Consider the following 14,200-nt stretch of genomic DNA (forward strand, 5'->3'; position numbering starts at 1 on the left):
CCGTGACGGGCGGGGGACGACCCCGGCCGGTGCCGCGCTGCGGCGCCGGTCGGCCGTCAGCCGCAGGTGGTCGCGGCGTACGGCGCGACGACCTCCGTGCTGACCTGCTCGCCGTCGACCGTCGCCGTGGCGGTGACGGTCGCCTCGCCCGCCTCGGCGGACGGGGCGCGCACCGCGAACGACTGGTACGCGTTCGCCCCCGGGGCCACGGCGGTGAACGCCTTCGTCCCGAACGGCGTGGCGAGCGTGACGTCTACCGGGACGTCCTCGCCGTTCGTCGCGCGCACGGCCACGTAGGCCTTGCCCGCGAGGCAGCGGGTCTCGGCCGTGACGGTCATGTCGAGCGTCGGCTCCTCGCCGTCGTCGCCGGCGTAGACCTGGGCGACCTCGGCGTCGGACAGCGCGCGGTCGAAGACGCGCACGTCGTCGATCGTGCCCGGCCAGTAGTCGACCGGGTTGCCGCTCCACTGCCCGCGCCCGATCGTCAGCGGGCCGGACGGCGTGGTGCCACCGCACACGTCGGACTGGCCGACGAGCTCGCCGTTGACGTAGAGCTTGAGCTTCTGGTCGGCCGCGTCGCGGACGCCCACGACGTGGTACCAGTCGCCCAGCACGGGCTGCACGACGTACTCCGCGCGAGGCTCGCCGTCGTACGAGAAGGCCCACCGGCCGCCCCCGCCGTACTGGAGGTAGAACGCGCTCGAGCCCGTGACCGAGTCCTGGCCGACGATCGTCGACCACGCGCCGCCGGGCGTCTTGTCGAGCTGCGCCCACGCCGAGATCGTGTACGAGCCGGTCGTGTCGACGACAGGCCCCTCGGTCGTGAACGACTGGTTCGTGCCGTTCAGCCTGATCGCGGACCCGCTGTCGCCGTGACCGGCGACCCACGTGCCGGTGCCCGACGCCGCGTGGTCGCCGACGCCGTCGGCCGCCGTCGTGCCCTGGCCCTCGTCGAACGACCAGCGGCCCGTGCCGGTCAGGCCCGGGGTGCCCGGGTCCACGGGCGCGGAGCCCTGCACCGCCGCCGCGACGACGCGCTCGTTGACGTCCTTGACGCGCGCGGCGTCCATCTTGAGGACGCGCCGGTCGTACGTCCAGAAGCCGTTCAGCTCGTTCTCCACGTCGGAGATCTCCGTGTACACCGAGCCCGACAGGTAGCACTGCGCGGGCCGCACGAGCTTCTCCGTGTTCTGCACGTACGCGTCGGTCAGGGCCTCGCTGTTTGCGACGCCCCCGTACGGGTTGGCGGACACGCCCGGCCACATGTGGCCCGGGACGCTCATCGAGAAGCCGCCGTGCTCGCCGTCGATCGCGGCGCGCGTCGCGTCCGGCTTCGGCAGGGCCGGGCCGGTGTACTGGTGCCAGTCGATGATGTCGCCCGTCTTCGAGTCGCCCTTCGACGCGCAGCAGTTGTAGCCCGAGTGCGTGTTGAGGATCCGGCTCGGGTCGTAGGCGTCGATCGTGTTCCCGATCCGCGCCGTGTCGGCCAGGTTCCACTCGCCCCAGCCCTCGTTGAACGTCACCCAGCCGACGATCGACGGCACCGAGCGGTGCTGGTCGATGATCGTCTTCATCTCCTGCTCCCAGAAGACGCGCGACGCCGGGTCCGTGTCGCCGTTGTTGAACCACCCGCTCGGGATGTCCTGCCAGACCATGAGGCCCAGCGTGTCGGCGTGGTGGTACCAGCGGGCCGGCTCCACCTTGATGTGCTTGCGCACCGTGTTGAAGCCCAGGTCCTTGTGCGCCTGGAGGTCGAACACGTACGCCTCGTCGGACGCCGGCGTGTAGATGCCGTCCGGCCAGTAGCCCTGGTCGAGCGTCGACATGAGGAAGGTCCTCTCGCCGTTCAGCAGGATGCGTTGGACGCCGTCCACCTCGGAGACCTCGATCGAGCGCATGCCCGCGTACGACGCCACGGTGTCGGTCGAGTCCCCGTCGGTGAGCGTGACGTCGACGTCGTAGAGGTACGGGTCGTCGGGCGACCACAGGTGCGCGTCCGGGATCTCGACCGCGAGCAGCTCGTTCGCGGCGCCGGTCGCGGTGCCGACCTCGGTGCCGTCCGCGTCCCGCACGACGGCGGTGACCTGGGCGGCGTCGGACGCGGCGGCCGACTGTGCGGTCACCGCGAGGACGCCGGCCTCGACGTCGGGCGTCGTGACGACGGCGTCGATCGCCGCCGCCGGGACGGGCTCCATCCACACCGTCTGCCAGATGCCCGACGTCGGGGTGTAGAAGATGCCGCCCGGGTTGAGCGTCTGCTTGCCGACGGCCTGGTTGCTGCCGTCCGTCGTGTCGACGACGCGCACGACGAGCTCCTGCTCCGTGCCCGCGACGAGCGCGTCGGTGACGTCGAACGAGAACGCGTCGTAGCCGCCGCGGTGCGTGCCGACCTCCTGGCCGTTCACGTATGCCGTCGCGACGTAGTCGACCGCGCCGAAGTTCAGGCGCAGCCGGTTGTCGCTCCCGACCGCCCAGTCCTGCGGCACCTCGAACGTGCGGCGGTAGAACATGTCGTCCTCGCGCCGCTCGATGCCCGAGAGCGCGGACTCGACCGCGTACGGGACGACGATCTCCTCGTCGAGGTCGCGGCCGCTCGGCACGGCGTCGTCGGACTCCGCCGCCTCGAACTGCCACACGCCGTTGAGGTTCTGCCACGCGTCGCGCGTGAGCTGGGGGCGCGGGTACTCCGGCAGCGGGTTCGTCGGGTCGAAGTCGTCGGCCCACGGGGTCTGGATCCGGAACTCCGAACCGTTGGTGACCGGCAGGTTGAGCGGACCGACCTTCTCGCCGCCGACCGTCAGGTCGCCCTCGCCGTCGTAGACGAGGCGCGCGGTCGACGCACGGTCGACGGGCTCGGCGAGCGTGATGCCCAGGACGTCGCCCTGCGCCGCGACCTGCGCGACGGGCCACGCGAGCTGGTCCACCTGCACCTTGAGGTGGTCGACGAGGCTCTCGTCGACACCGCCCGCGGCGCCCTCGAACGCCACGTTGAGGCTCGTGCCGTCGCTCTCGAGCGCGGCCTGCGCGGGGAAGACGACGAAGTCGTCGGGGTACGTGAAGGCGTCGGTCGGCACGATCTCACGTTGCTGCGAGGGGCTCTGCCACCGCAACCGGAGGTGCGACCCGCCGGTGTTCTGGAACATCTCCATGCGGAACGCGTACTCCTGGCCCGCCTGGAGCTGCACCGGCGCGGACGTCTGCTCGACGTCCCAGTCGTCGACCCAGTGGTCGATGACGAGCCGGTCGTCGATCCACAGCCGGAACCCGTTGTCGCCGATCGCCGAGAACGTGTACGCCTCGCTGTAGTCGGGCGTGATCTGGCCCGTCCAGCGCGCGGACGTGCGCTCGCCGCGGCCGGTGAGCTCGGCGAACGTCGGGACCAGGTTGGGGAACTCGATCCGCTGGTCGGGGATCGTGGCCTTGAGGTCGGTGAGCGGCCAGCCGGGTCCGCCGGACAGGAAGTACTCGCCCTTGAGCCCGTTGTCGAGGGCGAGGTCCTGGGCCGCGACGTCCTGCGTGGCCTCGTCGGTCGGGGCCGACGGCGTCGCGGTCGCGCCCGCCGCCGTCGCCACGGCCAGGGGCACCGTGAGCGCGGCGGCCAGTGCCGCCGCCAGGATCCTCGCCGGTCTGCCCCGTGGGGGTGCTACCGCTGTCATGGACTGCATCCGTGCTTCCTCCTCGTCGAGTGAATCCAGGGACTGCACGACGCGGCGGCGAACCGGGCACCGATGCTCCGGCGGTCGCCGTCCTTGGCGCACCGCACAACGTCTCCCCAGAATCAAACAACTTCCACCAGAAAAAGACAACACGGCACAGCACAGAACAACCGATCGGCCGTCACGAGGCGTCAGTGCTCGCACGCAAAAGCCCTCGGCCAGGGGCCGAGGGCTGCGGAGGGATCAGCGGTGGATGAGCGACGTCCAGTCGGGCGGCACGCGGTCGGCGGGGCCGGGCGACCCCTGCTCGGGCGGGCGGGACAGCGGCGCGGCGAGGTGCGGGCCCTCGAGCACCTGCTCGGTCTCGAAGTCCCAGTACCACTCCTCGCCCGGCTCGAACGAGCGCATGAGCCGGTGGCCGGTCTCGTCGTAGTGCGCGGTCGCGTGCTGCGCGGGCGACGTGTCGCAGCAGCCCACGTGCCCGCACGTCGCGCACCGGCGCAGGTGCACCCACCAGCCGCCGGCCTCGTCGCACTCGGCGCACCCGGTGCCGCTCGGGGGCACCTCGACACGTACCGCGGTGGCGAGGGCGGCCGCGAGCACAGGGTCGTCGAGACCCTCGCCGTTGACGTTCGGCGCGCGGTCCGTCGTCACCGCGCCCCCGCCCCGGCGGCCCGGACGACCGGCGCCCACGCCTCGGGGTCGAGAGCAGGCGCGGGTTCTGCCGCAGCCCAGGCGCGGCAGTCGTCGATCGTCGCGGAGAGCAGCGCGCGCAGGCGCTCGTCCGGGTCGCTCACGCACGCCTCGGCGATGCCCTGTACCGCCGCGGAGATGATGCTCGGTGCGGCGTCGCGCACGAACCGCGTGGGCCGCAGTCGCGCGCCCTCGCAGAACCGCTGCGCCCACCGCGCGGTGCGCGGGCAGCTCGCGAGCGCGTCGGCCGACTCGGCGCTCAGCGTGCCGGCAGGGCGGTCGTCGAGGACGTCGAGCATCTTCTCGGCACCGATGATGGCCACCGCGAGCGTCTGCTGCCGGTCCGCCGGGGAGATCGGCAGCGCCGTCACGGCGGCGCGCAGCGCGATGCGCACGTCCCAGTGCGGGTCGTCGCTCGTGAGCCCGATGACGGACGGGATGAGCGGCGCGAGCCTCGGACGCTCCGGGTCGACCGTGAGGTCGTTCACGGCGCGCGCGAGCATCGCGAGCAGCGGATGGGTGCACCGTGGATGGTCGCTCCAGCGCTCTCCCGCGAGATACGACGCGAGCTCCATGAAGCACGCACCCTTCTTCGGGTTGCGGTGCTTGCCACGGCCCAGCATCGGCAGCATGTCGTAGGTGTCGGTCACGAGGTCACCCCCACAGCGGGTCCGGTCCTTCGTCCAGTCTGCGCCGGGGTCCCGCCGTTGGCAACGGGAGGAGTGACGCAGGACACACCACGATCGGTACGGGTCGTCCCGTACCGGTGCGCGCGGCCGTGTACGGAGACCACGTAGGGGTGTTGTCCAGCGTCTCGGGACGCTCCTAGCGTCCTGGACGCGACCGAGCGACCGCCCGGCCGCGTCGGAACGACAAGGGGAGGCGTCGAGGATGACTCGTGCCGTGCGCAGGACCGGAGTACGGGCGACCGCCGTGGGCGTCGCCGTCGTGGCGACGGGCTTCCTGGTCCCGGCGTCCGCCTCGGGCGGCTGGGACTACGCCGAGCGAGGACCGGAGACCTGGGGCGACCACTACCCGGCCTGCGAGGGTGCCGCGCAGTCGCCGGTCGACATCCGTCGGGGGTCCGCCGTCGACGCCGACGGCACTCCCGTCGAGGACGTCACGCTGGACTACGCGCGCTCGAGCGAGGTGACGGTGCGGCACACCGGGCACACCGTGCAGGTCGACGTGCCGGCCGGCGCGGGCACGCTCGACGTGGGCGGCACCGCCTACGAGCTGCGTCAGCTCCACTTCCACACGCCGAGCGAGCACCGGCTCTCCGGGGTGGCGCAGCCCGTGGAGCTGCACCTGGTCCATGCCACGCCGGACGGCGGCCTGGCGGTCGTGGGCCTGCTCTACCGCGAACGTGCGGCGGACGCGGCGCTGCGCCCGGTCCTGTCCGACCTGCCAGAGTCCGCGGAGGACGACGCGCGCCGGGTCACGCTCGCCCTCGACCGCGTCGTCCCGGACGACCTGGACGTCTACTCCTACGCGGGGTCGCTCACGACGCCGCCCTGCTCCGAGACCGTCACGTGGTTCGTGGCGCAGGACGTCCGCTCGCTCTCGTCGGGACAGGTGAGCGGGTTGGAGGAGCTCTTCGACGGGCCCGAGTTCCCCCAGGGCAACGCGCGCCCGGTCCAACCGCTCGGCGGACGACCGGTCCTCGCGACGGAGCTGGAAACGGAGCTGGAGACGGACTGACCGCGGACCGCGTCACCGCGTCCCGCGCCGCCGGTCTCGGTGCCGGTCTCAGTGGCGGGCGCGGCGCGCGAGCGCCCGCAGGGCCCACACCCCGACCCCGGCCGCCGCGACCCACGGCCCCGCCACAATGACCGGGTCGAGGACCTGGTGCCGCGTGTCGACCCGCCCGCGCCGCGACCGGATCCCGTGCCCGTGGATCTCGCCGACGACGCCGGTCTCGGTCACCGGGTCGTCCGGGTGCAGCGAGGCGAACGACCGCAGGTGGCTCTCGACGGCGTCGACGCGGTCGCCCGCGAGGAGCAGGAGCCAGTGGGCGGCCCGGCCCTCGCTGAACCGGCGGTACGCATACCGCCGGACCGCCCCGGACGCCCCGTGCAGCGGTGCCGACGTGCCGAACACGGGGGTCAGGTGCGCGTGCTCGACCGACCGCTCGCGCGGCCGGAGCTCGGGCTGCTGCTCCGGGACGTCCCAGTGGGCACCCGTGGCCGCGGGGTCGTAGACCTCGCGCGGGTACGACGGCCGGTCCCTCGGGTCGAGGTCGACGCCCCAGCCGGGGACGCGAGCACGGAGCGCGTCGGCGTCCACGGGTCGCCGTGCGGGGCCGGCGACGTAGGGCGTCTCGGTGGCCGGGGGCCGGGTCGCGGTGGTCGGGTCGAGCGGTGCGGCGTGCGTCATGGTGCTCCTCCTCAGTCCTCGTCCACGACGACGACGGGCTTGATGCACCCGTCGAGCTTGGCGGAGAAGATGTGGTAGCCCTCGGCGATGTGCTCGAGCGGCACGTGGTGGGTGATGACGTCGCGCGGCGTGAGGTAGCCCGCGCGGACGTGCTCCAGGAGCCGGGGCCACTGCCGCTTCACGGGGGCCTGGTTCATGCGGAGCGTGAGCCCCTTGTTCATCGCGTCGCCGAACTTCACCGACGTGAACAGCGGGCCGTAGGCGCCCATGACGGAGACGGTGCCGCCCTTGCGCACGGCGTCGATCGCCCAGTTGAGCGCGACCGGCGAACCGGCCTGGAGCTTGAGCTTCGCGCTCGTGACGTGCTGGAGCAGGTTGCCGTCGGCCTCGGCCCCGACGGCGTCGATCACCCGGTCGGCGCCGAGCCAGTCCGTCTCCTTCTTGAGGTGCAGGACGACGTCGTCGACCTCGGTGAAGTTCACCGTCTCCGCGAGCGCGAACTCGCGGGCCTTGGCGAGCCGGTAGTCGAGGTGGTCGACGACGATGACGCGCGCCGCGCCGAGCAGCCACGCCGTGCGGGCGGCGAAGAGCCCGACCGGGCCGGCGCCCAGGACCACCACGACGTCGCCCGCCGCGATCTCGGCGAGCTGCGCGCCGAAGTACCCGGTCGCGAGCGCGTCCGTGCACAGGAGCGCGTCCTCGGGGTGGAGCCAGTCCGGGATCACCGACGGCCCGACGTCCGCGAAGGGGACGCGGACGTACTGCGCCTGACCGCCGTCGTACCCGCCGGTCGTGTGCGAGTAGCCGTAGATGCCGCCCACGGCCGTCGCGTTGGGGTTGACGTTGTGGCAGTTCGAGTAGAGGCCCCTCGCGCAGAAGAAGCACGAGCCGCAGTAGATGTTGAACGGCACCATCACGCGGTCCCCCACGCTGAGGTTCCGCACCGACGGGCCGACCTCCTCGACGACCCCGACGATCTCGTGGCCGAACGTGTGACCGACCCGGGTGTCGGGCATCATCCCGTGGTAAAGGTGCAGGTCGGAGCCGCAGATCGCCGCCCGCGTGACCCGGACGACGGCGTCGTTCGGGTGCTCGATCACCGGCTCCGGCTTCTCCTCGACCCGGACCTTGTACGGCCCGCGGTACGTCATGGCTCGCATCGTGCCTCCTCGGTGCTCGGCTGGTCTCCCCAGCCTGCGCGCGACCCCCTCACCCGCATCTCAGGGCGGGGAGCACCGCGACCGCCCCAGGACCGGACACGGACGGACGCGCCGGTGCCTTAGACGCGGGAGCCCACCTCAGACGCCTCAGGCCACGGGCGACGCCCGGCCTAAGGCACCCCCGGACGAACGGTGCGCGGTCGACCGATGCGACGGCCCGGTGCTCAGGACGACTGTGAGTGTCGGACAGGCAGGGAGCCTGGGAGACGGGGACGACCATGAGCACGCACATCGATCCGACGTTCGACGCGGACCTCGAGTACCGCGCCGAGCGCCTGCGGGCGGACCTGCGGCACGACGAGCCCGCGCTGCTGCACTGGTGGCGCGGCCGTCGTCGTCGCCACGACCACCCGGCGCGGTGACCGCGCCGCCCGACGCCGCCGACGAGGTACCTCTCGCCGGCGGCGTCGTCGTGTCCGGCGAGGTCTCCCGTCCGGCCGGGGGCGGCCGATCGGCTGGTCACGTGTCGGTGCCCGCTGCGAGGATGGGGACCGTGCCCCGACCCTCCACGCGCGCGCCCTTCGTGGCCCGCGCGGCCGAGCTCGACGTGCTCGCCGCGGCGGTCGAGCGCGCGCGCCGCGGCGAGCCGGGCGTCGTGCTCGTCGGTGCGGACGCGGGGGTGGGCAAGACGCGCCTCCTCACGCGCGCGGCGGAGCTCGCCGCCGGGACGGGCGCGACGGTGGTGTGGAGCCACTGCGTCGACCTCGGCGAGGTCGGCCTCCCCTACCTCCCCTTCTCCGAGGCGCTCACGACACTGCGCGCCCAGCACCCCGCCGTCGACGAGACGGTCGCGGCCCGTCCCGCGCTCGCACGCCTGCTCGACGCCGGCACCCCGGCCGACGACGAGCAGAGCCAGGGCGAGCGCCTCCAGCTCTTCGAGAGCGTCGCCGCCGCGATCGCGGCGTCCGGGACCCCCGAGGCGCCGCTCGTGCTCGTCGTCGAGGACCTGCACTGGGCGGACCCGTCGAGCCGCGACGTCCTGCGCTTCGTCGTCGCACGCCTGCGCGCCGAGCACGTCCTCGTCGTCGCGAGCTACCGCGCGGACGACCTGCACCGCCGCCACCCTCTGCGCCCGGTGCTCGCGGAGCTGCTGCGCCACCCGCGCGTCGAGCACGTGCAGCTCTCGCCCTTCACCGAGCGCGAGCTGCGGGAGTTCACGACGGCGCTCGCCGGCAGCCCGCTGCCGCCCGCCGCGTTCGAGTCCGTGCGCACGCGCTCCGAGGGGAACGCCTACTTCGCGGAGGAGCTCGTCGAGTCGGGCCTGGGCGACGAGCTGCCGTGGTCGCTCGCGGACGTGCTGCGCGCCCGTTTGGAGGGGCTCGACCCGGCCGTCCAGCACCTCGTGCGCGTCGCGTCGGTCTCGGGACGCCAGGTGAGCGAGCCGCTCCTGCGGGCCGCGCTGGCGCGGGACACCGACGAGGGCGAGCCCGCGGACCGGTCGTCCGGGCGTCCGTTCGACGCCGCGCTGCGCGAGGCCATCGCGCACCACGTCCTCGCGGTCGAGGGCGACGGCGCGCGCGACACGGTCGTGTTCCGGCACGCGCTGCTCGCCGAGGCGGTCGCGTCCGACCTGCTCCCGGGCGAGCGCGTCGGCGTGCACCGCGCGTACCTCGCGGCGCTCGACGACGACCCGGCGCTCGGCTCCCCCGCCCTGCGGGCCCACCACGCGCTCGCCGCGCACGACCTCCCGGCCGCGCTCACCGCGTCGCGCGCCGCGGCGCGCAAGGCGGCGCGCGTGCTCGCGCCCGCGGAGGAGCTGCGGCACCTCGAGCAGGTGCTCGCGCTGTGGCAGGCCGTGCCCGACGCCGCGACCCTCCTCGGCGAGGACCGCGTCACCGTCGCGCTCGCCGCCGCCGGTGCCGCGAGCCGCGCGGGCGAGCCGGACCGCGCGGTGGCGCTGGCGCGCCGCGTCGTCGAGGGCACCGCCGACGACCCGATGCGGCAGGCGTCGCTGCGGCACGTGCTGTCCCGGTACCTGCTCGGCACGGAGGAGGTCGAGGAGACCCTCGCGCACACCGAGGCGGCGCTCGCCGTCCTGCCCGTCGAGCCGCCGTCGCTCGACCGCGCGTGGACGCTGGCCATGCGGGCGCGCGCCGCGATGAACGCCGACCTCGACGAGCTCGCCGCCGAGGTCGCGGCCGAGGCGATCGACGTCGCGCACCGCCTCGACGCGCCCGACGTGGAGGCCGACGTGCTGACCACGATGGCGATCCTCGAGGTCGCCGACGACGACCGCGCCGCGGTGCTGCTCGCCCAGGCGCGCGAGCGCGCGGTCGAGGCGGGCGACATCCTCACCGAGCTGCGCTGCTGGTACAACATCGCCGCGAACCGCTACTACGCGGGCCGCATCGACGAGGCCCTCCAGGTCACGGAGGACGGCCTCGACCGCGCGCGGGCGACCGGTCTCGGGTGGAGCGCGTACGGCGTGGAGCTGCGCCTGTTCCGCGACCTCGTCCGGTACGTGCTCGGCGACCTCACCCCCACGGACACCGCGGGCGAGACCATGCCCGAGGGCTCCGCGCCGCAGCTCTCGTGCGTCCAGCTCTACGCCGCCGTCGCGCGCGGCGACGCGGACGCGATCGCGCGGGGCACCGCGCTGCGGCGCGACTGGTTCCGGGACGGGCAGATCGCGCTCATCTCGGGCGGCTGCTCGATCGACGCCCTCACGTGGGCCGGGCGCCGCGACGAGGCGGTGGCGCTCGCCGTCGAGCTCGTCGACCACCTGGGCCGCACGTGGAGCGACTACTTCCTGGGCCGCATCTGGATCTCCGCCCTCGCGCTCGCCGCGCTCGCCGACGCCGCGGACGCCGCGCGCCTCCAGGGCGCGGCGGGGGCCGCCACGGTCCGCGAGCTCGTCGCCCGTGGGGCCGAGCTGCTCGACGCCGCCCGCACGACCGCCGAGCGCGGCCGCCCCCGCGGGGGTCGGCTCGGGCCGGAGGGCCGCGCGTGGCTCGCGCGCGCGGCGGCGGAGCACTCGCGCCTCACCGGCACGGACGACCCCGCGCTGTGGGAGGAGACGACGCGCCTCTTCGACTACGGCTACCGGTACGAGGTCGCGCGGTCCCGGTTCCGGTGGGCCCAGGCCCTGCTCGGGGCGGGCGACCGCAACGCCGCCGAGATCGAGGCGGCGCAGGCGCTCGAGGAGGCCGAGGCCATGGGCGCGGCGCCGCTCGCCGAGGCGGTCCGCGCGCTCGGGCGGCGCGGTCGCCTCGACCTGCCCGGCGTCCGCCGATCCACGACGGCCGTCCTCACCGAGCGCGAGGAGGAGGTGCTGCTGCTCGTCGCGCAGGGCCTGACCAACCGGCAGATCGGCGAGCGCCTGTTCATCTCCGGGAAGACCGTCAGCGTGCACGTGTCGAACGTCCTCGCCAAGCTCGGCGCGTCAGGGCGCGCCGAGGCCGTCTCGCTCGCGCACCAGCGCGGGCTGCTCGAGGTCTGACGCGTGGACCCGTCGCCCGGGGCGCTCGTGCTCGTGCGGCACGGGCAGAGCACGTTCAACGCGGGCGACCGCTTCACCGGACTGCTCGACGTGCCGCTCTCCGACGTCGGGGTCGCCGAGGCACGCCGCGCGGCGCGGCTCCTCGCGGACGCCGTCGCGCGCGAGCCCGCGCTCGCCCCGCGGCGCGTCGTGACCTCGCCGCTCGTGCGCGCGTCCGCGACGGCCGCCGTCGTGGCCGAGGCCCTGCCCGGGCCCCCGCCGCTCGCGGTCGAGTGGCGGCTCGTCGAGCGGCACTACGGCGCGTTCACCGACAAGCTGCGCGACGTCGTCCGCCGCGACTACGGCGAGGCCGCCTACTGGCGCTACCGCCGGTCGTACCTGCACCGGCCGCCGCCGCTCGCCGACGACGACCCGGCGCGCGCCCTCGTCGACGACACGCTCCTGCGCCTGCCCGACGCCGCGCGCGCCACCCTGCGGCCGGACGCCGAGTCCCTCGCGGACGTCGTCGAGCGCCTGCGCCCCTTCTGGGCCGCCACCTGTGTGCGGCTCCTGCACGGGGAGGTGGCGCTCGTCGTCGGGCACGGCAACTCGCTGCGCGCCCTGTCCGTGCTCGTCGACGACCTCACGCCCGAGGAGGTCCAGGAGCTCGACGTGCCCACCGGGCACCCGCTCGTCCACCGCTTCACGGCCGGGCCCGACGGCGCGCTCGTCCCCGAGGTCCGCGGCGGCACCTACCTCGACGCGCAGGGCGCCGAGCACGCGGTCACGGACCTCCGGGCCCGCGGGGGCACCTGACGGGCTCGTGCCGCCCGCGGCGGAACCTGGAGCCGAGCCCCCGCGCCGGGGTGGCGGTCACGGTCCGGCCGCGATCGCTTCGGCCCACTCCGCGAAACGCGCCGACGAGACCAGAGACACGTCGATCTGGCACTGTCGCCAGGCGTCCCCGTCCACACCGCTCGGGTCGAGGCCCCAGCGGCTCGGCAGCACGTCCGGCTCGGCCCCCCGCGCGGCGAGGCACGTCCGGAGCCCGGTCTCCTGCTCGTCCCTGGGCTCGGCGATGACCGGGAGGAGGCGGTCGAGGACCGACCGGTCGAGCACGGAGGGCGGCGCCTCGACCGGCACCACCTCGCGTGTCGACGGGTCGTACGAGAACCGGCAGGCTCGGTCCTGGCGCGGGTCGGTCAGCGGCGAGCCGCAGGTGTCGAGGGAGTTCGAGGTCCCGTCCGAGTACGTCGTGGAGGACAGGACGCCGCGGACGTCCGTCACCCGCCCCGCCTCCGGCCCGAAGAGCGCGGCGTTGAGGAACACCCCGCCCGCCCAGGCGTCGGGGAGCCGGAACGTCGGGCCGGTGGCGCCCGGCGGCTCCCCGGCCACGGCCACCCACGTCTGATGGCGGTCGCGCTCCCACGACGGGTCCGACCCGGCCGAGGTGCTGGACGACTGCACGCTCAGCACGAGCCCGTCCTCCCCGCCGGCACGCTGGAGCAGCATCAGGTGCTGGAAGCCGTCGTGCACGAGGGTCCCGGCGTCGTCGCCCCGGCGCAGGGCGGCGAGGTCGTCGTCGTCTCCCGCGAGGACCCGCAGACCCCGCGCATCCTCGCCGGCCGACGGCGCCGGGTCGTACTCGACGAGGAACCGCTCGCCGTCGCGCCACGCGCCGAGACCGAGGTCGAGGACGTACGTGCCGTCGTCGCGCAGGTACGTGGCGGGCTCGGCGACGGCGACGACGCCGGGCGCGACGTCGACCGTGGTCGGCTCGTCGACGAGCACCTCGTACCCCGGGGAGCCGGTGACGACCTCGCGCGCGAGCTCGCGCACGCCGCCGGGGCCGCCCGCCGTGACGACGCCCGTCCCGACGAGCCCCAGCGCGACGACGCCCGCGACCCCCGCGAGGGACCGGCGGCGCTGCGCACCGCGCCGGCTCGACCGCAGGACCACGTCGAGGTCGAGCGTGGAGGGCGGGACGGCGTCGTCGGCCGTGCGTCGCAGCCGCAGGAGGAAGTCGTCGTCGGGCGGGGTGGGCGTCGAACCGGTCTCGCGGCTCATCGGGCGGTCCTTCCGCTGGTCGTGGTGGCGCCGTCGGCGGGGGCGCCGAGGAGGGTGCGGAGCCGGGCGAGGCCGCGCGACGCCGTCGACTTCACGGTGCCGACGGGCATGCCGAGCTCGGCCGCGACCTCGTTCTCGCTGAGGTCGAGCAGGTGGCGCAGCACGACGACGCGCCGCTGCCGGACCGGGAGCGCGAGGAGCGCGCGCACGACGGCGTCCCGGTCGTCGACCGCGGCGGTGCCCGTCCCGCCGTCGCGCCCCACCGGACGGGCTGCTCGCTCGGCGGACGAGAGCTCGTCCGGCCCGGCGAGCACCTCGCGCCGGGTGCGGCGCCACGTGTCGATCCGCAGGTTCGCCAGGACGCGGCGTGCGTAGGCGAGCGGGTCGCGCTGCGCCGCGCGGGGCCAGGCACGGTAGGTGCGCTCCAGGGCGTGCTGCGTGAGCTCCTCCGCGCGGTGCCGGTCCCCGCACAGGAGGTACGCCATGCGGTGCAGCGGGTCGCGGGCCTCGCGCATGAACGCGGTGAACTCCTCGTCGCGCGTGCGGCGGGCGACCACGTCGACCTCGAGCGGCGCCTCGGGCGGCCACCCGTCGTCGGGCCCGCGCTCCTCGTCCCCGAGCACCCCGTCCCCCTGCTCGAGCACGAGCTCGTACCGCCCGGGGCGGTCCCGCGCGCTCACCGTGCCACCCTGCTCGGCGGGCGGCCGCCGTCGTGTCGTCGTCTCACGAGCGGAACACGCAGCACCTGCCCGCGACGTTCCCTTCTGTCC

The 14,200-nt window shown here is 74.6% G+C and carries 11 protein-coding genes; 4 read left to right on the forward strand and 7 right to left on the reverse strand.

The features are described from left to right. Positions 1-56 precede the first annotated feature (56 nt). The 3 genes from B9L22_RS05555 to B9L22_RS05565 form a co-directional block, all read right to left on the reverse strand. Positions 57-3,584 (reverse strand): LamG-like jellyroll fold domain-containing protein, encoded by a 3,528-nt coding sequence (locus tag B9L22_RS05555; RefSeq protein WP_198947203.1) that lies wholly within the window; start codon positions 3,582-3,584, stop codon positions 57-59. A gap of 315 nt (positions 3,585-3,899) precedes the next feature. After that, positions 3,900-4,259 (reverse strand): UBP-type zinc finger domain-containing protein, encoded by a 360-nt coding sequence (locus B9L22_RS05560; RefSeq protein ID WP_086149696.1) that lies wholly within the window; start codon positions 4,257-4,259, stop codon positions 3,900-3,902. A 47-nt stretch (positions 4,260-4,306) separates the two neighbouring features. Next, the gene (locus tag B9L22_RS05565) at positions 4,307-4,999 is read right to left on the reverse strand and encodes a hypothetical protein (protein WP_233139737.1); all 693 of its coding nucleotides are present in this window, start codon (positions 4,997-4,999) and stop codon (positions 4,307-4,309) included. Between the two features lie 241 nt (positions 5,000-5,240). Here B9L22_RS05565 and B9L22_RS05570 point away from each other — a divergent pair, with 241 nt between their 5' ends. Further along, the gene (locus tag B9L22_RS05570) at positions 5,241-6,050 is read left to right on the forward strand and encodes a carbonic anhydrase (RefSeq protein WP_086149485.1); all 810 of its coding nucleotides are present in this window, start codon (positions 5,241-5,243) and stop codon (positions 6,048-6,050) included. A gap of 48 nt (positions 6,051-6,098) precedes the next feature. Here B9L22_RS05570 and B9L22_RS05575 read toward each other — a convergent pair whose 3' ends face one another. Next, complete coding sequence (locus tag B9L22_RS05575; RefSeq protein ID WP_233139739.1) at positions 6,099-6,725, reverse strand: hypothetical protein; 627 nt, start codon at positions 6,723-6,725, stop codon at positions 6,099-6,101. Between the two features lie 11 nt (positions 6,726-6,736). After that, on the reverse strand, positions 6,737-7,885 hold the full coding sequence (locus B9L22_RS05580) for a zinc-dependent alcohol dehydrogenase (protein ID WP_086149486.1): 1,149 nt from the start codon (positions 7,883-7,885) through the stop codon (positions 6,737-6,739). Positions 7,886-8,163: 278 nt separating this feature from the next. On the opposite strand from B9L22_RS05580, the gene B9L22_RS19930 reads away from it, so the two are divergent. The 3 genes from B9L22_RS19930 to B9L22_RS05590 all read left to right on the forward strand — a co-directional run bounded on the left by B9L22_RS19930 (position 8,164) and on the right by B9L22_RS05590 (position 12,179). Further along, on the forward strand, positions 8,164-8,307 hold the full coding sequence (locus B9L22_RS19930) for a hypothetical protein (protein WP_158097151.1): 144 nt from the start codon (positions 8,164-8,166) through the stop codon (positions 8,305-8,307). A 131-nt stretch (positions 8,308-8,438) separates the two neighbouring features. After that, positions 8,439-11,384: a helix-turn-helix transcriptional regulator gene (locus tag B9L22_RS20685; protein WP_304441582.1), complete on the forward strand. Its 2,946-nt coding sequence runs from the start codon at positions 8,439-8,441 to the stop codon at positions 11,382-11,384. Positions 11,385-11,387: 3 nt separating this feature from the next. Next, complete coding sequence (locus B9L22_RS05590) at positions 11,388-12,179, forward strand: 2,3-bisphosphoglycerate-dependent phosphoglycerate mutase (RefSeq protein ID WP_086149487.1); 792 nt, start codon at positions 11,388-11,390, stop codon at positions 12,177-12,179. A gap of 57 nt (positions 12,180-12,236) precedes the next feature. Here B9L22_RS05590 and B9L22_RS05595 read toward each other — a convergent pair whose 3' ends face one another. Continuing rightward, positions 12,237-13,430, reverse strand: a complete 1,194-nt coding sequence (locus tag B9L22_RS05595) for a hypothetical protein (protein WP_086149488.1) — start codon at positions 13,428-13,430, stop codon at positions 12,237-12,239. Beyond that, positions 13,427-14,110, reverse strand: a complete 684-nt coding sequence (locus tag B9L22_RS05600) for a SigE family RNA polymerase sigma factor (protein ID WP_233139741.1) — start codon at positions 14,108-14,110, stop codon at positions 13,427-13,429. The genes B9L22_RS05595 and B9L22_RS05600 overlap by 4 nt, the downstream gene beginning before the upstream one ends. Between the last annotated feature and the right edge of the window lie 90 nt (positions 14,111-14,200).

Origin of the sequence: Cellulosimicrobium sp. KWT-B (assembly GCF_002127155.1) — a bacterium.
Lineage (GTDB): Bacteria > Actinomycetota > Actinomycetes > Actinomycetales > Cellulomonadaceae > Cellulosimicrobium > Cellulosimicrobium funkei.